The 18,756-nt window shown below is 73.3% G+C and carries 17 protein-coding genes; 6 read left to right on the top strand and 11 right to left on the bottom strand.

The window, feature by feature from the left end:
• Nucleotides 1–18: 18 nt before the first annotated feature.
• On the bottom strand, nucleotides 19–915 hold the full coding sequence (locus QLQ12_RS36165; RefSeq protein WP_282765296.1) for an LLM class flavin-dependent oxidoreductase: 897 nt from the start codon (nucleotides 913–915) through the stop codon (nucleotides 19–21).
• Nucleotides 912–2,975: an LLM class flavin-dependent oxidoreductase gene (locus tag QLQ12_RS36170; RefSeq protein ID WP_282765297.1), complete on the bottom strand. Its 2,064-nt coding sequence runs from the start codon at nucleotides 2,973–2,975 to the stop codon at nucleotides 912–914. Before QLQ12_RS36170 ends, QLQ12_RS36165 begins: the two co-directional genes overlap by 4 nt.
• Nucleotides 2,976–3,059: 84 nt before the next feature.
• On the opposite strand from QLQ12_RS36170, the gene QLQ12_RS36175 reads away from it, so the two are divergent.
• On the top strand, nucleotides 3,060–3,500 hold the full coding sequence (locus QLQ12_RS36175; protein WP_282765298.1) for a MarR family winged helix-turn-helix transcriptional regulator: 441 nt from the start codon (nucleotides 3,060–3,062) through the stop codon (nucleotides 3,498–3,500).
• Nucleotides 3,501–3,547: 47 nt separating this feature from the next.
• On the opposite strand, the gene QLQ12_RS36180 is transcribed toward QLQ12_RS36175, so the two are convergent.
• The 4 genes from QLQ12_RS36180 to QLQ12_RS36195 form a co-directional block, all read right to left on the bottom strand.
• The gene (locus tag QLQ12_RS36180) at nucleotides 3,548–4,375 is read right to left on the bottom strand and encodes a hypothetical protein (protein ID WP_282765299.1); all 828 of its coding nucleotides are present in this window, start codon (nucleotides 4,373–4,375) and stop codon (nucleotides 3,548–3,550) included.
• 16 nt (nucleotides 4,376–4,391) lie between these two features.
• On the bottom strand, nucleotides 4,392–4,571 hold the full coding sequence (locus QLQ12_RS36185; protein WP_282765300.1) for a hypothetical protein: 180 nt from the start codon (nucleotides 4,569–4,571) through the stop codon (nucleotides 4,392–4,394).
• A 55-nt stretch (nucleotides 4,572–4,626) separates the two neighbouring features.
• On the bottom strand, nucleotides 4,627–5,481 hold the full coding sequence (locus tag QLQ12_RS36190; RefSeq protein ID WP_282765301.1) for an alpha/beta fold hydrolase: 855 nt from the start codon (nucleotides 5,479–5,481) through the stop codon (nucleotides 4,627–4,629).
• A gap of 97 nt (nucleotides 5,482–5,578) precedes the next feature.
• Complete coding sequence (locus QLQ12_RS36195; RefSeq protein WP_282765302.1) at nucleotides 5,579–6,316, bottom strand: class I SAM-dependent methyltransferase; 738 nt, start codon at nucleotides 6,314–6,316, stop codon at nucleotides 5,579–5,581.
• Nucleotides 6,317–6,491: 175 nt separating this feature from the next.
• On the opposite strand from QLQ12_RS36195, the gene QLQ12_RS36200 reads away from it, so the two are divergent.
• On the top strand, nucleotides 6,492–11,411 hold the full coding sequence (locus tag QLQ12_RS36200) for a DUF4011 domain-containing protein (protein WP_282765303.1): 4,920 nt from the start codon (nucleotides 6,492–6,494) through the stop codon (nucleotides 11,409–11,411).
• A 341-nt stretch (nucleotides 11,412–11,752) separates the two neighbouring features.
• Nucleotides 11,753–13,045 (top strand): polysaccharide biosynthesis tyrosine autokinase, encoded by a 1,293-nt coding sequence (locus QLQ12_RS36205; protein ID WP_282765323.1) that lies wholly within the window; start codon nucleotides 11,753–11,755, stop codon nucleotides 13,043–13,045.
• An 86-nt stretch (nucleotides 13,046–13,131) separates the two neighbouring features.
• Here the strand turns inward: QLQ12_RS36205 and QLQ12_RS36210 are convergent, their stop codons facing one another.
• Nucleotides 13,132–14,094 carry an aminoglycoside phosphotransferase family protein gene (locus QLQ12_RS36210; protein WP_282765304.1) on the bottom strand — a complete coding sequence of 321 codons (963 nt, stop codon included), beginning with the start codon at nucleotides 14,092–14,094 and terminating at the stop codon, nucleotides 13,132–13,134.
• A 61-nt stretch (nucleotides 14,095–14,155) separates the two neighbouring features.
• Between QLQ12_RS36210 and QLQ12_RS36215 the strand changes: the two genes are divergently transcribed.
• Nucleotides 14,156–15,577: an aminotransferase-like domain-containing protein gene (locus tag QLQ12_RS36215; RefSeq protein ID WP_282765305.1), complete on the top strand. Its 1,422-nt coding sequence runs from the start codon at nucleotides 14,156–14,158 to the stop codon at nucleotides 15,575–15,577.
• A gap of 28 nt (nucleotides 15,578–15,605) precedes the next feature.
• Here QLQ12_RS36215 and QLQ12_RS36220 read toward each other — a convergent pair whose 3' ends face one another.
• Nucleotides 15,606–15,728, bottom strand: coding sequence for a hypothetical protein (locus QLQ12_RS36220; protein ID WP_282765306.1), 123 nt, complete (start codon nucleotides 15,726–15,728; stop codon nucleotides 15,606–15,608).
• Between the two features lie 114 nt (nucleotides 15,729–15,842).
• Nucleotides 15,843–16,205, bottom strand: coding sequence for a winged helix-turn-helix transcriptional regulator (locus QLQ12_RS36225; protein ID WP_282765307.1), 363 nt, complete (start codon nucleotides 16,203–16,205; stop codon nucleotides 15,843–15,845).
• Nucleotides 16,206–16,262: 57 nt separating this feature from the next.
• On the opposite strand from QLQ12_RS36225, the gene QLQ12_RS36230 reads away from it, so the two are divergent.
• Nucleotides 16,263–17,108 carry an SDR family oxidoreductase gene (locus tag QLQ12_RS36230; RefSeq protein ID WP_282765308.1) on the top strand — a complete coding sequence of 282 codons (846 nt, stop codon included), beginning with the start codon at nucleotides 16,263–16,265 and terminating at the stop codon, nucleotides 17,106–17,108.
• Here QLQ12_RS36230 and QLQ12_RS36235 read toward each other — a convergent pair.
• Both QLQ12_RS36235 and QLQ12_RS36240 read right to left on the bottom strand, forming a co-directional pair.
• Complete coding sequence (locus QLQ12_RS36235; protein WP_282765309.1) at nucleotides 17,096–17,545, bottom strand: nitroreductase family deazaflavin-dependent oxidoreductase; 450 nt, start codon at nucleotides 17,543–17,545, stop codon at nucleotides 17,096–17,098. The genes QLQ12_RS36230 and QLQ12_RS36235 overlap by 13 nt on opposite strands.
• Nucleotides 17,545–18,180, bottom strand: a complete 636-nt coding sequence (locus QLQ12_RS36240; protein ID WP_282765310.1) for an NAD(P)-dependent oxidoreductase — start codon at nucleotides 18,178–18,180, stop codon at nucleotides 17,545–17,547. Before QLQ12_RS36240 ends, QLQ12_RS36235 begins: the two co-directional genes overlap by 1 nt.
• A 95-nt stretch (nucleotides 18,181–18,275) precedes the next feature.
• Between QLQ12_RS36240 and QLQ12_RS36245 the strand changes: the two genes are divergently transcribed.
• A complete protein-coding gene (locus QLQ12_RS36245) occupies nucleotides 18,276–18,641 on the top strand; it encodes a winged helix-turn-helix transcriptional regulator (protein WP_282765311.1) in 366 nt (121 codons plus the stop codon).
• Nucleotides 18,642–18,756: the final 115 nt, after the last annotated feature.

Genomic DNA, 18,756 nt, shown 5'->3' on the forward strand with positions numbered 1-18,756 from the left:
GCTCGCGACGCGCTGTCGTCAGGCTCGTTCGGCGGCGACGAGTTCGCGGACGGCGGGGGCGACGTCGGCGGCGAACTCCTCGATGGCGGCGGGGTCGTCGGTGGCCAGGATGAACGCGCTGATGCCGTGTTCCAGGGCGAGGCCGGCGAGGTCTTCGGCCCACTGTTCGGCCGGGCCGTCGAGGAAGGAGCGGCCGAACTGGCTGAACGTGCCGTTGATGTTGAGCAGGCGGCGGATCCGGGCCGGGTCGCGGCCGGCCTCGGCGGCGCTGCCGTCGATGTGCCTGTTGATCTCGGCGTAGTCGCCCGGGCCGCCCGCGAGGTAGGACAGCGACGGCAGCACCCCGTCGGCGGCGCGGCCGATCAGGCGCAGCATCCTCGGCTTGTAGGCGCCGACCCAGATGCTCATGTCGTGCGCCGGCGCCGGGCCCCGCTTCAGGCCGTCCACCTGGTAGTACTCGCCGGGCACGTGGACCGGGCCGGGCTCGCCGGCGGCCCAGACCGCCCGGATCACCTCGATCGCCTCACCGAGCGCGTCGACCGACTGGCCCGCGGTCAGGCGGCGGGCGCCCATGGCCTCGATGCCGTCCCAGAACGCGCCGGCGCCCAGGCCCAGCTCGATCCGGCCGCCGGTGAGCCGGTCCAGGCTCGCGTGGCTGCGGGCCAGGACCGCGGGCTGACGCAGCGGAAGGCTGAGCACGTTGCCGCTGAGGCGGATCGTCGAGGTGCGGGCGGCGGCGTACGACAGCAGCGTCCAGGTGTCGTGGAATTTCGGCAGGTAGGGATGGTCCTGGAAGGTGGCCAGGTCGAGCCCGGCCCGGTCGGCGACGACGGCCAGTTCGACCGCCTGGTGCGCCGGCTGGGCGGTGGGCGTGATGAACGTACCGAAGAGAAGGTCCTGTCCGTAGTCGGTCATCGGGTCGCCGCCTTGATGTTGAAGTTGTCGCGGAAGAGGTTGTCCGGGTCGTAGCGGTGCTTGAGGTCGCGCAACCGGGCGAGGGTGGCCGGCGGGAACGCGTCCTCGACGGACGAGAGGCCGGTCTCGAAGCTGAGGTAGAGGCCCTGGAAGTGCGGTTGCAGGCCGGCCCAGGCGGCGTCGACCCGCTGCTTGTCCGCGCCCATCACGATGACCGAGAAGTTGGCGTCGCGGTGGGCGTAGGCGGTCTCGCCGGCGGGGACGTCGGCGACCGCTCCGCCGACCGTACGGATCTGGAACCAGTGCACCGCGCCGCTGTCGAGCAGCTCGGCCACCGCCCGTGCGAACGCGGGGGTGAGGTGTTCGATCAGGCCGGAGCGGGAGATCGGCTCGCCGGCGCCCTGGTGGTAGCCGCCGTCGGCGGCGTTGGAGATGACCGCGGTGTACGGGGTGAGGGTCACCTGCTGCTGGTACAGCGGCGCGACCGCGGCGATCGGCTGGAGCTGGTCGATGATGGTTTCCGGGTCGTCGTTGTCGACCACCGCCATCAGCTGTGCGAACGCGGGCTGACCGGGCCGTGGCGGGCCCATGATCAGCTGGCCGCTGACGTCGCGGGGCGCCGCCTCGATCGCCCGGCCCCACTTGACCAGCAGGTCGGCGGGGTCGTCGGCGGCGACCACGAGCTGCGCGAACCCGACGTCGCCGACCTCGTACACCTCGAATTCGAACGACGTCACCACGCCGAAGTTGGCGCCGGCGCCGCGGACCGCCCAGAACAGGTCGGTGTTCTCGCCGGCCGAGGCCCGCACGACCGTGCCGTCGGCGAGCACCACCTCCACCGCGTGCAGGTGGTCGATGGTGAGGCCGTGTTTGCGGGCCAGCCAGCCCACCCCGCCGGCGGTGGCGAGGCCGCCGACACCGACGCCGCCGTAGTCGCCCGAGCTCAGCGCCCAGCCGTGCGGGCCGATCGCCCGCGCGACGTCCATCCAGCGTGCGCCGGGCCCGACGCGGATGAGGCGCCGGGATTTGTCGAGGATCTCGACGGTGTTCATCGCGGCCAGACTGATCACGATGCCACCGTCGTTGGTGGACCGCCCGCTGACGCCGTGACCGGCGCTGCGCAGACCGAACGGCACACCGGGATGGGCGCGGACGACGGCGAGCGCGTCGACCACCTCGGCCGTCGTGCGGGGCCGCAGCACGAGGCCGGGGGAGCCGCCCCGCATGTAGGTCGAGCGGACCCGCGCGTAGTCGAGGTCACCGGGCTCGACCGCGGTGCCGGCCAGGCTCGCCGGAATCGCGTCGTAGTCGATGCCGGGGCGGCGCTTCGCCCGGACCGACGCGGGCCGGAAGACGGCCGGACCGGGGGCCTCCCGCAGCGTCTGCCACGGCGTCAGCGGCGGCGGATCGCCGGCGTCCACCAGGAAGGTGTCCGCGCCGAGCGCGAGAAGCTCGTCCGGGCCGAGGCCCGGGCCGATGATCAGAATCCGGCGGATCTCCTCGGGCTCACGGCCGGCCTCTGCCGCGGCCTCGTCGATCATCTTGTACGCGGCGGCGAGCTCCGCCGCGTCGATGAGCGCGAGGTCCGCGACCCAGGCGTCGGCGGTGCTCCCGGCCAGGCGCAGCGAATCCGGGTCGGCGCCGGTCAGCCAGATCGGGATGCGGTGGGCCGGCAGCGGGCCGCGCTGGGCCTTCGGCACCCGGTGGTGCGCGCCGAGGTGGCGCAGGGGGCCGGGAACGCCCGCGTCGAGGACGCCTCGGACGATGGCGGTGACCTCGCCCAGGTGGTCGCCGGTGAGGGCCAGGTCGAGCCGGCCGCCGGAGAGCAGGTCGAGGCTGGCGGCGGCGCGGGCGAGCACCGCCGGCTCGCGCTGGGCCACGTCGAGCCCGGTGGCGGCGAGGCCGATCCGCTCGGTGTGGCCGGCGATCCAGGCCAGCAGGGTCCAGGTGTCGGTGTCCGGGGTGTCCGGGACCGCGACCAGGTCATAGCCGAGTTCCTCGGCCCGGCGTGCCCCGGCCACCGAGGTGACCAGAGCGCCGAAGCGCAGCCGGTGTGTCATCGTGGTCGCCTTCCCCGGTTGATGTGTCAACTTAGTTGATACATCAACCCCGAGCTGATCCGCAAACAGACGTAACATTCGACCGTGACCCCCGACCTCCTCACCGCCTGGCAGGCGTACCAGCGCATGCGCGTCCTGCTGAACGGGCGGATCAACCGCGAGCTGGGCCGTGAGACCGGACTGTCGGAGGCCGATTACGACATTCTGTTCTTCCTGGAGCAGTCCACCCAGACCAGCGTCCGATCCGTAGCCCTGCGCTGCGGGTTGGCCTGGGAGAAGTCACGGCTGTCACACCAACTGCGCCGGATGGAGCAGCGCGGCCTGATCGAGAAGGCCCCCGGTGCGGTGATCCGGCTGACCGACAAGGGCCGTGCGCAGATCGCCGCCGCCCGCGACTGCCATGAGGCGGCCGTCCAGCGCTATCTCGGCGACGTCCTCACCGCCGAGCAGCTCGCCGCGCTCGCCACCATCTCCGGCCAGGTCGTCGCCCGGCTCCATCAGGACGCCCCGCCCCACGGGGACTGAAGCGGCGGCGGGGGAGGGGAGAGCACGCGGGACTGCCCGGCCCGGCGTCACCGGCGCGGCACCCGGAGGATCGGCTCAGGCGTTCCGGCCGCGGCGCCTGGCTGGCAGAGCGCGGGCAGATATTCGCGCAGCGCCCTCTCGTCGACGCCCCACATCGGTGCGGGATCCGGACGGTCCGGGCCGGCGAGGAGCTCGGCGGCCGGGGAGCACCAGCCGGCCCGCCAGATGCCGGCGAGCGCGAGGACGTCCAGCAGGACGTCGCGCTGGTCGCGGTTGCCGGGCAGCATGCCGATCGCGGCGGCCGCACGGCCCTTGGGGACCCCCGGTGGCAACCCGCGCAGGACCTCGACCAGTTCCCGGGCCAGCCGCATGTCCTCCGGGTCCGGGCCACGCCGGGGCGCACGCGCGAACTGTTCCAGGTCGAAAGCCGCGTACGGCACCTGGTAATGCCGGACCCCGCCCCACTTGAACCGTTCGAAGTTGAGGATGTCGAGGTCCTCCGCCGACTCCGGGTACTGCCCGCACACGACGCACCACGGATTACCCGGGCGGATCTCGCAGCCGTGGTCCGGGAGGGCGCGGGCCACGGCGTACGAGCCGAGGGCTGACCGCAGGTCCAGCCGCCGGCTTCCCAGGCTCTCCAGGAAGGCGTCGCCGACCTCCCGGGCGGAGGTCTGTGCCGCCGTGCGCCGGGCCGCCGCCACCCACTCGTCGTGGCCGCCGGACCGTTTCCGGTCGAACATCACTCCGGCGGCGACGGCCCGCCCCAGGTCGGCCGGTGCGGGCGTCACCGGCGGCGTCCGCCAGCCCTGCGCCGACCAGTACATCGTCATCAGCGTCCGCAGCGCCTTCGGGGACGGGTCGTAGTGATCCATCCGGCCTATCCTGCCCTCATCGCAGGTGAAGGTAGACCGCGCGGGCGCCCCGCGTCCAGGCGTGGTGCAGATCGGCCGGTCTCGGCTCGCCGGCGGCGTCGAAACCGATGCCGTTGAAGCCGGCGAAGTTGCGGTTGTCGCGGGCGATCACATTGGCCAGTCCCTGGACGGGCAGCTTGCGCGGCGGCTCTGCCATCCGCGGATCCTACGACGACCGGGTCGCACCCCGCCGTTACGCCGGCGAGGCGGCCTCACGAACCGGCCGGCTCTGAGGTGACCGGGGCGGCGAAGAACGCGGCGAGCGCGTCGACCAGGTGTCGCGGGGCCCGGTTGAGCGCGTCGTGGCCCGCGCGCGGCACCAGCAGGGTGCGGGCGTGCGGCATGACCCGGGCCAGGGCCTCGTTGGTCGGCGGGTAGTAGGGCGGCCCGTCGGCGCCGCAGGCCAGCAGCACCGCGGCGTCGACGCCGGCCCACTGCTCCGGCGGGCCGTCGTGGCGGTGGATCAGCGCGCTCTCGTCGAGTGTGGTCGGCAGCAGCTCACCCATGGCGCGGCCGATGGGCGTGCGCAGGAACAGCCGGCAGATGGCGACCTGCAGGCCCAGGGGCAGGCGCGACGCGGCGGAGTGGGTGTTGATGCCGGCGCTGGTGAGCGCCATGGCGCGGGCGATGTCGCCGGCGCGCGCCGCTTCCCGTGCGCCCGGCAGCCACGCGGTCGGGGTCAGGCCGTCGACCTGGACCGCCGGGTCGTAGAGGGCGAGCCGGCTGATCGGCAACCGCCGCGCGGCGGCGCGCAGGGCGATGAAACCGCCGCCGCTGTGGCCGATCACGTCGCGGGCGCCGGTGTGGGCCAGCAGCGCCGCGAGATCGTCGATGTCCTGCTCGCCGTCGTAGGGCTCGGCGCGGGCGGCCGCGTCGGCTCGTCCGCGACGGTTGTAGAGGTGCACGGTGAACCGGTCGGCCAGCCGGATGGCCAGGCGCCGGTACGTCTCGATGGTGACGCCGCCGCCGTGCACGACGACGATGCCCGGGCCGATGCCGATCGAGTGGAGCACGATGTCGGCGCCGTCGGCCGCCGGCACCCGTCGCACGGTCCAGTCCTGTTCCACGCTGACCCCCCCCATAAACTGCGAACGCCGTTTGCAGTTTTAGTGTAGCGGGCACTCCACCGGTAGGACCAGGGGGACAGGCGAGGTCGCCGGCGGATTACCGGCCGGGGCGCCGGCGCGCGAGATGGCCGATGATGTCGGCGGTGACGCCGACCTGCTCCGGCAGGACCCGCTCGATCCGCTGGTAGACCTGCTCCCGCTCGGCGGCCGGCAGTTCGAGGTACGCCGAGACGGTCGAGAGATGACCGACATAGTCGCGGGCGCTCATCGTCAGGCGCCGCTCGATCACGAACTGCCGGACGTCGGTGAACCACTCGGACCGCTGCAGTTCCGTACCGGGCCATTGCATGGGGTGGTCCGGAGGCGTCCCGTCGGGAGACCGGACGTCGTCGCTGTCCAGGAAGGGCGCGCGGGCCGCGCGGACCGCCTCCGCCAGCGCGGGGTCGGTCAACTGCACCGGGCCGCCGAACGAGGCGAACACCCCGCCCGGCTCCACCAGCGCGGCCATCCGCGACCACCGGCCCTCGGGGTCGGTCCAGTGCAGCGCCGCCGCCGCGTAGACCAGCTCGTAACCGTCGTCCGGCCGCATCTGTTCGAACGCGGCCCGCACGGTCCGGACGCCGGCCGGCACGTGCCTGCGCAGTTCGGCGAGCATCGCCCCGTCGGGGTCGGTGGCGGTGACGGCGATCCCCGGCCGGGCGAACAGCCGGGTCGCCTTGCCCGTCCCGGCGCCGATCTCCAGGGCGGTCCGGATCGGCCGGCCCGCGTACGCCAGCACCGTGTCCAGGAGCTCGGCGGGATAACCCGGCCGGAACCGCTCGTAGGCTTGCGCCACCGATCCGAAACTCAAGCACGATCAGACATGCCCGGCATCCTGGCATGCGCCGGGTCCGCTCAGCTCCCCATTTAAGCGCTGATCGCGGCCGGCCACCCCTCGCCGGGGCAATACCAATCTCCCGGGGAATCTGATTCGCCAGCGAAGACCCGCTCGCTCTTGTTGCAATCGGGACATGAGAGACCGTGCGGAAGTCCGTGCCGCGCTGCACGCCTGGCGGGACAGCCTCGTCGACCTGGGCGACACCAACCGGCTGATCAACTTCCCGACCGACCATCCCGACCTCGTGGAGATCGTCGGACCGGAGCCCGAGTCGGTGGTGTCGCTGCTGCACCGCGACGACGACTGCGGCCTGGCCGGCGCCGGCGCCGATCCGGAACGCCTGGCGGCGGCTGGCGACGTGTTGCGCACCGAGATGCCCGACGCCTCCCTCGACGCCACCCTGCGCCGCATGTCGAAGAAGGCCCGTCAGGAGTACCTGGACCGGGGCGTCTCGGTGCTGCACCTGGTGCTGGGGCTGCTGCGCTGGCGCGACGAGGAGAACGAGGCGTTCGCCAGCCCGGTCCTGCTGCTGCCGGTCGAGCTGGTGGCGCCCGGCGCCGGCGACCCGCCGCGGCTGCGGCTGCGCGACGACGACACCGTCTTCAACCCGGCGCTCGCGATCCGGCTGCGCCGCCTGGGCATCGAGCCGCCGGCCGTGCACCCGGACGCCGCGCTGGACGTCGGCGCGCTCTGGTCGGCCCTGCAGAGCCTGGTGTCGCGCCGCCGCGGCTGGCACGTGGAACGCAGCATGCTGCTGTGCTGCCTGTCCTTCCACAAGGAGGCGATCTACCGGGACCTGCTGGTCAACGAGGACCGGATCGTCGCCCACCCGCTGGTGCAGGCGCTCGCCACCGCCGACGGGCGGCAGACCGGGGACTTCCGGTTCGCCCCGATCCCGGCCGGCGACATCGACCGGCTCGCCGCGCCCGAGCACATCCCGCTGGTGCTGGACGCCGACGCCTCCCAGCGGGCCTGCGTCGCGGCGGCGGTCGCCGGGCACAGCTTCGTGATGGACGGCCCGCCCGGCACCGGCAAGTCCCAGACCATCGCCAACATGATCGGCTGCCTGCTGCACGCCGGCCGGCGCGTCCTGTTCGTCTCGGAGAAGGCGGCCGCGCTCGACGTGGTGCACCACCGGCTGGTCGAGGCCGGGCTCAACCGGCACGTGCTGGAACTGCACGGGCACAAGGCCGGGCGCAAGGAGGTGGCGACCGCGCTGGCCGCAGCCCTGGACGAGGAGCCGGTCCCGGCGACCGGCGCCGACGACCTCGACCGGCGGTCGCCACGCGAGCTGCGGGAACAGTTGAGCGCGTACGCGTACGCGATGAACGAGGTCCGCAAGCCGCTGGGCCGCAGCCTGCACGATGTGCTGGGAATCTGTGCCCGGCTGGTGGACGCCCCGGCCGCGCCGGTGCCGGTGATCACGCCGTCGTCGGTGACACCCGAGTCGCTGCGCCGGGTCCGGGAGGCGGCCGACCGGCTCGCCGCGGCGTGGCGCACCGCCGTCGACCGGGCCACCCTGCCCTGGCGTGACGTGCTGCGCCGGGAGCCGCTCGATCCGGTGCTGTCGGGCGCCGAGCGGGCGCTGGCCGGGCTGGCCCGGCAGGTGCGAACGGATCCGGCGCAGACGAAACCGTTCGGCCTGGACGGCCCCGACGACGCCGGTGTCCTGGCCCGGCTGGCCGCGCACGCGGGCAAACGCCCGCCGCATGTGCGTGACGACTGGGTGACCGCCCCCGGCCTGGAGCCAGTGCGGCAGGCCGCCGATGCCCTGAGCCGCGACCTGACCGCCGTCCGGGCCGCCCGGGAGGCCGCCTCCCGGCAGGCCGCGACACCCTGGTCGACGATGCCGCTCCCGGCGGAGTTGCCGCCCGTGCCGAACCTGGCCGGGCTCACCCCCGAGCCGGTCGACCTGACCCGGCTCACCGCCGCGGAGGCCGACCGGCAGGCCAAGGAGTGCGCCGAGGCCGCCGACGCCCTGGAACGCCATCGCGGCGTGGTGGACCGGGTGACCGCGAGACTGGGACTGCCGCAGGCCGCCACGGTCACCGACATCGGGCGGGTGGCGTCCATCGCGGAACTCGGCGCCCGGGTGTCGCGGCCGGAGCAGTTCTGGTTCGGCCAGGGCACGGCGGCGACCGTGCGGACCGGGGCGCAGGTGCTGCGGCGGGCCCTGGAGAACCTGGTGGCGGCCGAGGTACGGGCCCGGCCGTTCTTCGCCGAGGCGATCCTCACCCAGCCGGTCGACGACCTGGCCGACCGTTTCGCCCGGGTGCATCGCGGCTGGCGCAAACTGCTCGGGGCGTACCGGCGGGACCGGCGGATCGTGGCGGCGTTCGTGCTGCCGACGGCCTCGGTCCGGGACGCGCTGGCCCGGCTGGAGACCGTGGTCGCGTGGCAGCGGGCGCGGCAGGACCTGGCGGCCGCCGAACACGCGTACGGGCCGGTGCTGGGCCGGTACTGGCAGGGCCCCGGCACCGACTTCGGCGCCGTCGAGCAGGCGCTGGAGGTGGTCGAGGCGGCGCTACGGCAGGTGCCCGCGTCGGCGATGCCGGGGGTCGCGGCGTACCTCTGCGCCGCCACACCCGATCCGGAGCTGATCCGGCTCGCGACGGCCGCCCGCGACGCGGTGCTCGGGCACCGTCCAGGGCCGTACGCGGCGGATCGCCCGGAACTGGTGTCCGGCCCGATCGACGGCACGGTGGCCTGGCTGCGCGCGCACGCGGTGGCGCTGGCCGCGGTCGCCGCGGTGGTGCACGCCTACGATGTCGCGACCGGCCGGACCCTGGACTTCGCGGAGGTGTCCCAGCTGGGACGGCTGCGGCAGGACGTGGCCGACGCCGAGGCCTCGCTGGCCGAGCGCGCGCCCGGATATGTGGCCGCGTTCGGCGACGGCTACCGGGGCGCGGACACCGACGAGGCGGCGCTGGCCGCGGCGCTGCGGTGGGCGGCCACCGCCCGTACCCTGCTGACCGGTGCCGAGGCGCCGCTGACGCCGGCGCAGGCGACGGCCCTGCGTAACCTGCAGCCGGTGGCCGGCCTGGCCCGGCTGGCCGAGCAGTGGGCGCTGGCGCGCGACGCGATGCTGGAGGCGTTCGCGCCGTCCCGGCACGCCGATCTGCGGGCCCGGCTGGCCGACCACGACAAGGCCCGGGAGTTCCTGCAGGAGATCCGTGCCGACGCCGGCGGGCAGGAGGAGTGGTTCGCCGCCCAGGACGCCCGGGCCGTGCTCGGCGGCTACGGACTGGACGGTGTCGTCGAGTTCTGCGCCGACCGGCGGGTGGCCGCCGAGGAGGTACGCCCCGCGGTGGAACGGGCGCTCTTCCGTTCCTGGGCGGACGCGGTGATCCAGTCCGACCAGCGGCTGCGGCCGTGGCGGGCCGCGGACCGCGACCGGCTGGCCGCCGAGTTCCGGACGCTGGACATGCGCCTGTCGTCGGCCGCGTCCGCGGACATCGCCGAGGCGGTGGCGGCGCGCAGGCCCTCACCGGAGGGCCCGGCGGGCGACCTGATCCGGCGGGAGGCGATGAAGGCGAGCCGGCACCTGCCGGTGCGGGATCTGATGGGGCAGACGTGGGATTTCGTTCTCGGTCTGCGACCGTGTTTCCTGATGTCGCCGTTGACGGTCAGTCATTCGCTGCCCCCGGACATCCGCTTCGACGTGGTGATCTTCGACGAGGCGTCGCAGGTCACTCCGGCCGACGCGATCAACTGCGTGTACCGGGGAACCGCGCTGATCACCGCGGGCGACGACCGGCAACTGCCGCCGACGTCGTTCTTCGACCGGGCGCTCGGCTCGGGCGAGGAACCCGGCACCAATCTGCCGGTCCTCGACTTCGAGTCGGTGCTGGAACTGGCCAAGGGCTGCGGGGCCTTCCCCAGCCTGGGCTTGAACTGGCACTACCGCAGCCGGCATGAGGCGCTGATCGCGTTCTCGAACCACGCGTTCTACCAGAGCCGGCTCAGTGTCTTCCCGAGCGCGGCGGCGTCCGGCCCGGACAGCGGGGTGGCCCTGATCCCGGCCGACGGCGTCTACCGGCGCAGCACCAGCAGGGACAACCCGGTCGAGGCCGAGCGGGTGGCCGAGCGCATCCTGCACCACTTCGTCAGCCGGCCGGGCCTGTCGCTGGGGGTGGTGACGTTCTCGGTGGCGCAGGCCGAGGCGATCGACCGGGCGGTGGAGAAGCTCGCGGCCGGGCGGCCGCAGCTGGAACGGATCCTGGACGACGACCGGCTGCACGGCTTCTTCGTGAAGAGCCTGGAGACGGTCCAGGGCGACGAACGCGACGTGATGATCTTCTCGATCGGGTACGGCTTCGACGAAGCCGGCCGGATCAGCGCGAATTTCGGGGCGCTGAACCGGCCCAACGGGTGGCGGCGGCTCAACGTCGCGATCACCCGGGCCCGGCACCGGGTGGAGATCGTGACGTCGATCGGGTCACGGGACGTGCCGGAGACCGAGAACGAGGGGGTCCGGCTGCTCGCCGGCTATCTCGACTACGCCGAGCGGGGCCCGGCCGCGCTGGAGGCCTTCGGCCCGGACCGGTCGGCCGCGGAGACGAGTGGACCGTTCGAGGAGTCGGTGCTGGCCACCATCCGGTCCTGGGGCTACACCGCGCACGCGTCGCTGGGTTCGGCGGGCGGCCGGGTCGACATCGGCGTGCAGGTCCCCGGCCAGGCGGACGCCGGGTACGCGCTGGGCGTGCGCTGTGACGGCGCCGCCTACGCGGGCTGTTCCGCGGCCCGCGACCGTGACCGGCTCAGTGAGCAGGTGCTGACGAACCTGGGCTGGAAGCTGCACCGGATCTGGGCGATCGCCTGGTACCGCGACCGGGAGGGGGAGGAGGCGCGGCTGCGGTCGGCGCTCGAACTGGCCGCCGGACGGTCCCCGGTCAAGCTGTCCGAGCACGCTCTGCCCGAGCACGGGTCCGGCCACGCACGGTCCGGCCACGCACGGTCCGGCCGCGCACGGTCCGATCACCCGCTGCCCGGCCATGCGGCCACCGCCCCGGTCGTCAACGCCGCGCGGGCGCCGGATCCTTCCCGGTCCTGACGCCGGCTCATCGCGCGCCGGCCCGGGCGGGACCGGGCCGGCAGGGCGCAGAGCCGGGCCGAGGCGGCGACGCCCGGCCCCAGCGGAGCCGTCGACCGTCAGGGCGAGCGGGTGACGGTGCGGCACCGTCCCGACTCGTAGACCTTCCGCGAGAACACCGCCCGTCACTCCTGCACACTGAGACGACCGGCGGCAGAATATCCGGCCCTATCACCCCAAAGCGGTATATATCAATACCGAACGTCATACACCGGATATCCCTCTATCGTGACGAGAAGCCACGGAACCGGGAGGTCTGCGTGGGCCTACGCGATTATCTCCGGGTCGCCACGAGGCATTGGATGCTGCTGGTGACCTCGGTTCTTATCGCGCTGGCCGTAGCCGCGGTGGTGAACATCCGGACCACCCCGGTGTACGCCGCCCGTGTCACGTTCTTCTTCACCACACCGATGACCGGGGCCGCCGAGCTCTACCCGGCTAGCATGTTCTCCGCGGGACGGCTCGCCACGTACGCCGCCCTGCTGACCAACGAGGAGATCGCCGGCCCGCTCGCGGCCGTGCCGGGCGTGAACCTGACGCCCGTGGAGATCGCCGAGCGGATCACCACCGAGCACATCGCCGAAACGGTCCTGATGGAGGTCACCGTCAAGGATCAGTCCCGAGACCGCGCCATGCTGATCGCCCGGGCCCTCTCGGTCAAGTTCAAGGACACCGTGGAGGCGCTGGAGTACCAGCCCGGCGTCGGCTCGGCGACCCGGGTCGAGGTCGTCGACGGGCCGTTCCTGGAGAAGGACCCGGTCTCCCCGCGGACACTCGACAACTTCATCTTCGCCATCATGGTCGGCCTGATCGTCGGGGCCACCTCGGCCATGGTCCGTGAGACCTCCGATCACACCGTGCGCAGCGCGGACGCCTTGCAGTCACTGGCTTGCGCTCCGGTGCTGGCCCGGGTTCCCGAGGATGACGACGCACCCTCCTCGCCGGGCCCGTTCGTCTCGGCCGGCACCGCCGCCCGCACCGAGGCCCTGCGCCAGGTCCGTACCCTGTTGCAGTCCGCCGCCGCCGCGACCTCGCTCAAGACGCTCGCGGTGACCAGCGCGGTGCCGCGCGAGGGCCGCTCGGCGACGGTGTGCAGCCTCGCGCTGCTCTTCGCCGAGACCGGGCAGCGGGTGCTGGTCGTCGACGCGGAACTGCGCCGTCCTCGCCTGGCCCGGTTCCTCGGCCTGGACGACACCAGCGGGCTGAGCGCCGTCCTCGGCGGCACGGCGACGCTGGACCAGGCGATCCAGCCGTGGGGTGTCGGTCTCTGGCTGCTGGCCGGCGGGCATCCGCCCCTCAACCCCAGCGAATTGCTCAGCTCGACGCGGATGACCGAGATGGTGGACGAGGTCCGCCGCCGCTACGACGTCGTCATCTTCGATTGCCCGCCGCTGCTGTCGGTGACCGACGGCGAGGTGGTAGCCGCCCGAGCCGATGGCACACTGCTGGTGGTGCGGGCACACCGGACCACGGCCGCCCAGGTGACCGCCGCGGTCCAGGCCCTGCACGCGGTCAACGCATCGCTGCTCGGTTGTGTGCTGAACATGGTGCCGGGCAAGGACGCGGCACCGATCTTCGACGACTACAACTCCTAGGCGCTGCCGAGCCGCCCGAGATGGCGCGAGCCGAAACGCTGGTGGGACACATGATGCCCGGCCCCGAAGGATCTACGCCCCGTACGTCAGCCGGCGACCGGCTCTCCTGGGCGTGGCCCGCTGACAGAGCCGGCCGCGTACTCGGAGAAGATCTCGCCGAGGATGCGCAGCGCGTTCGCGAAGTCCTCCGCGTCTTCGGGATCCTCGTAGGTGTAGGAGCAGGTGGCGAGCGTCTTCCAGAGGGCCCAGCCACGTCCGCGCGCCCAGGTCGCGTCATCCACCGACAGCCGTTCGCGGAACGCCTGCCGGCCGTCGGCGGTCAGCAGCGTCCACGCGACCGCCAGATCGCAGGCCGGGTCGCCGACGCCGCAGGTCCCGAAGTCGATGACGGCCGCCAGCCGCCCGTCCTCGAGCAGAAGGTTCCCCTCGGCGACGTCACCGTGGAACCAGCGGTCCACACCGTCCCAGCGGGCGTCGAGCGCGCCCGCCCAGATCTCGCCCACCAGTTCGGCGTCGACCCGGCCGCCCAGCTCCGCGAGCGCGCGCCGGACCTCCTTGTCGTAGGTGCGCAGCGTGCCGCCGCGGAACCAGTTGTGCGGACCCGGCCGTGGACCGCCGGTGGCGTCGACGCTGTGCAGGGCCGCCAGGAACCCGGCCAGGTCGAGCGCGAATCGCACCGGGTCGGCGATGCGGTCCCTGCGCGCGGGCTCGCCGTCGAGCCATCGGTAGATCGACCACGCGAAGGGATAGCCCGCGCCCGGCTCGCCTTTCGCCAGCGGGGTGGGGATGGGCAGCGGCAGCCGGGCGGCGAGGGCGGGCAGCCACCGATGTTCCTTGTCGACCGCCAAGGCATACTCGGGCGCGCTGGGCAGACGCGCCAGCTTCGCGGGACCGAGGTGGAAGGTCCAGTTGTCCCAGCCACCGTCGGCCACTGGCGTCACCGGGAGTCCGGCCATCTGCGGAAACTGGCCGGCGACGAGCCGGCGCACCTGTTCCGCGTCGACGGCGACGCGCTGCGGCAGCGGACCGAGATCCGGAACATCACTCACTGAGCCGTTCTCCTCTGACCATCGAAGTCGACGCGCGAAGGAAGGCTATATTGGTTCGCTGATGGAGCCAATCGGTTTGGTGGAGCGTCTCGGCCGCTGGTCGTCCGGGCGCGGCGCGCTGTACCTGCTGCTCGCCGCGCGGATCCGGACGCTGATCGACGAGGGGGAACTGCCACCCGGCACGCTGCTGCCACCGGACCGTGCACTGGCGTCCGCCCTGGTGGTGGGCCGCACCACGGTGGTGGCGGCCTACGACCTGCTGGCCGGTGAGGGCCGGATCGTGCGACGGCAGGGGAGTGGGACCCGCGTCGCCGGCCCGGCGTCGCCGGCGCGCCCGACCACGGAGGCGCCCGGCTTCCTGCACCTGCTCGAACCACGCGACGGTGTGATCATGCTGGCCTGTGCCGCTCCGGACGCGCCTCCACCGGAGCTGATCGAGGCGTACACCGGCATCCTGCCCGGCCTGGCCGGTCTGTCCGGCGACCTCGGTTACCACCCGATGGGCCACCTCGGGCTGCGCCGCGCGATCGCCGACCGTTACGCCGCGCGCGGCCTGCCCACCGGCCCCGATCAGATCCTGGTCACCTCCGGCGGCCAGCAGGCCCTGACCCTGTTGGCCAGAGCCCTGATCCGGCCCGGCGATCGGGTCCTGGTGCAGGCGCCGACCTATTTCGGCGCGCTGGAGGTGTTCCGCGAGGAGGCCGCCGTGCTGCGCACCCTCCCGGTCGGCCTGAGCGGCTTCGCCGCCGCGCTGGCCACCCACCGGCCCGCCCTGGCGTACGCGATGAGCGCCTTCCACAACCCCACCGGGACGGTGCTGCCCGAACCGGAGCGCCGGCGGCTCGCGCGGGCGGCCGCCGACGCCGGCGTGCCCCTGATCGACGACGAGGTGCTCGCCGAACTGGGCTTCCCCGGTGAGCCGGCGCCGCCCCCGCTGGCCCAGTACCACGACCAGGTGATCACGATCGGATCGCTGAGCAAGGTGATCTGGGGTGGTCTGCGAGTCGGCTGGCTGCGCGCGCCCGCGCCGTTCATCGCCCGCCTGGCCCGGATGCGCACGGTGCTGGACCTCGGTGGCGACATCCCCGCCCAGCTCGCCGCCGCCCACCTGCTGCCCCGGCTGGACCGGTCGCTGGCCCGCACGGCGCGGCAGCGACGCGAGCGCCACGACCACCTGCGTGCCGAACTGGACCGCCACCTGCCGGCCTGGCACGTTCCGGCCGTGCCCGGCGGCCAGACCCTGTGGGTGCGCCTGCCGCACGGCGACGGCCAGTCGTTCGCCCAGCGGACGCTGCGCCACGGTGTCGCCGTGCTGCCCGGGTCCGGCCTCGACGCGGGCGGTGGCAGCGCCGACCGTCTGCGCCTGCACTTCCTCGCCGAGCCGGACCAGCTCACCGAGGCGGTACGCCGTCTCGCCGCGGCCTGGCGCGACTACGGCGAGCGCCCGAACCGGGAGGCGTACCCGCCCGCCATGGCCGTCTGACCGGCGAAACCAAGGCCTTCGAGACGCGTCAGTACGCGACGACGAAGAAGCGGTCGGGAGTACGGCGGCCGACTCCGGCGCTGATCTCCACGTTGCGTAGACCGCTGTCGTGCAGGACCGCGCGCAACTCCGGTTCCGTCCACGGCCGCATGGTGAAGGCGTAGCTGGACCGCTGATCCGGTGGAGCGCATAGAACGGACGCTCGGAACTCGTCTGTGCCGATGAGGAGATCACCGCCGGAGATGATCGTGAAGCGTCGCGCGCCTCATCGATCGGCCCGGCGCGGAGAGGCCGTTCCCTGCGGCTGCGGGTTCTCCTCGCCCCATGTCAGCATCGCCATCAGGACGCTGTTGAGGCTGCGCCCCTGGGCGGTCAGTTCGTACACCACCCGCGGCGGCACCTCGGCGTACACCGTACGGGTCAGGATGCCGTGGTGTTCCAGGGCCCGCAGCCGGTCGGTGAGCGTCTTGGCGCTCGGCACACCGAGCGCCGCCCGCAACTCGGTGAACCGTTTCGGCCCGTCCATCAGGTCACGCACCACGAGCGTCGCCCACTTGCCGTCGAGCACCTGCAGGGTGCGCTCCACTCCGCAATCCTGTTCCCACAGCTGGGAGCCAATGGTTCTCATCGGGAAACAATATAACTTCCTGGGTACTGCTATCGACGGGAAACTACGGTCGCTCTCATGACCCCGACCACCGTCGTCCTGCACGGCGCCACCGGAACCCAGGGCCGCGCGATCCTGCGGGAACTGCTCGCCGCCGGCCACCACGTCCGCGCCGTCGCCCGCCACCAGCGGGCGGCCACCGATCCCGCCGTCCAGGCCGTGACCGCCGATCTGCTCGACCTGGACGCGCTCACCGCCGCCTACGCCGGCGCCCACGCCGTCGTCGTCCAACTCCCGCTGAACTTCGCCGCCGACGCGGTGCGCCAGGCCGACACCGTCCTGGCCGCCCTCGCCAAAGCCGGCGTCCCCCGCGCCGTCTTCAACACCGGCAGCGGCCTGCCGCCGGCCACCGCGATCGGGGTGCCCTTCATCGACGCCCGCGTCCACCTCGCCGCCGGCCTGCCCACCGCTGTCACGCACGCCTCGGTGGTCGGCCCGGTCGGCCCCTACCTGGAGAACCTCGTCGCGCCGTGGTCCCGCTCGCTGATCCGCGACCACGGCGAACTGCGTTACCCGCTGCCGGCCGAGGCCGCGATCGGGTGGACCGCCGCCGCCGACCTGGGCGCGGTGATCGCCGCCCGCACACTCGCCGCGACGCCCGCCGCGGCCGGCGTCGTCGCCGGCCCGGCCCTGCTGACCGGTCCCGAACTCGCCGCCGCGATCGAGGCGGGGATCAGCCGCCCGGTCCGCTGGCACACCATCGATCCCGCCGAGTACGCCCGGATGCTCGCCCCGTACCTCGGCGAGGCCGCCGCCGCGGGCGTCGCCGCCGCCTACACCAGCCCCGCGCCGCCTCCGGACCCCGCGGTGGTCACCGTGGGCGCAACGACCGCGTCCGCCTGGGCCGCCGGTCAGACCTTCTGACGGTACGGCGACGCCGGGAGCCGAGGTTCGAGGATCACCAGGGGGATCTCCCTGGTGGTCGCCCTCCGATACTCCTGGTAGGACGGCATCATCGCGATCATCATCTGCCACAGGCGCGGTCTCTCCGCGACGGTCGCGGTGCGCGCCACCGCCGGGATGGTCCGGGGCCCGACCTGCACGGTGACATCGGGATCGGCGACGAGATTGAGGTACCACGCGGGGTGCCGGTCGGCCCCCGCGGCGGACGCGGCCACCACGTAACGATCGCCGTCCACCGCGTAGACCAGCACGGTCCGGCGCAGCTTTCCGGACCGGCGGCCTCGCGTGGTGAGCAGAAGGTCGTTCGAGCCCGGCCGGGGGTTCCCGCCGGTCTCCACGAAACGGCGGATATGGTCGGCCACCCACGGGACCGGGCTGTCGGAGATCGTCTCGTCCATCAGGCGGCCTCGACACCCAGGTGAGTCCGGTGGTGCCTGGGAGTGTCGATCTCGTCGATCAGCGCGACGGCGAGATCCGCGTAGGAGATCAGACTGGCCGCGTCGGCGGTCGCCGGACGGTACCGCCCGGTCCGTGAGCCGGCGTGGTCGAAGTCCCCGGCCGGGCTGACGACCAGCCAGTCCACCCCGCCGGCCGCGGTACGCAGCACCTCCGTACCGGCGGCGTGGGCAAGGTAGAACGTGCGGTACTCCTGCGGATAGCCGGGCACGTCCATCAGCGCTGTTCCGCCCTCGGTCGTCAGTACCGATGCCAGGCCGACCACCAGCAGCCGCGTCACCTCCGCGCGGCCCAGCCCGGCGAGCAGGGCGCGGGCGGCGCCGGTGTAGAACAGGGCGGGCGGGGCCGCGGGGTCGTAGACGGCGCTGATCGCGGCGTCGTGCCCGGCGGCGGCCCGCGCGACGCTGTCGCCGTCGGTCACATCGCCGGCCACCACGCGCACGCCGTCGGTCGCCAGACCGCCGTGTGCCCGGGGGTCGCGAACCACCGCGGTCACCCGATGGCCGCGCCGGCGGGCCTCGGCGACGGCCGCCCGCCCGGCGCGCCCACCCGCTCCGAAGATCACGATCCTGCCCATGTCGGTCCACCCTCCTCGAGCCGGCCCGATCGCCGACGCCGCAGACCGTATCCGGGCGTCTGGTTACCGATCGGATACCGACTACCGTGGATGCCGTGAGGACGCCGCTGGATCCCGACATGTTCGACCCGGTCTGCCCCTCCGGTCTGTCGCCGATCCGCATCGGCGACAAGTGGGCCGGCATGATCGTCCGCTGCCTGGAGCACGGTCCGAGGCGCTTCTCGGAGCTGCGCGTGCCGCTTCGTGGCGTCACCGCGAAAGCGCTCACCAAGTCACTGCGCACACTGGAGCGTGACGGCCTGGTCCACCGGGCCAGTCACCCCGGGCCGGGGCGCCGGGTCGAGTACGCGCTGACTCCCCTGGGGCACAGCCTGCTCGCGCCGATGGCCGCCGCGTGCGCCTGGGCGCAGGAGCACTGGGAGGAGCTCCTCGACGCGCGGGAGGCGTCGCCGCACGGGTGAGGCCGCATGCCGATCGGCGGACCGAGTCGGGTGGCCGACAGTCTCCGGCGGGTGCGGTCGGGTACCGATATGGCGTGGCCATCCGGCCGCCTCCCCGCTGTCAGCGTCATCGGCG

Source organism: Actinoplanes sandaracinus, from assembly GCF_030009775.1.
GTDB classification, from domain to species: Bacteria; Actinomycetota; Actinomycetes; order Mycobacteriales; family Micromonosporaceae; genus Actinoplanes; species Actinoplanes sandaracinus.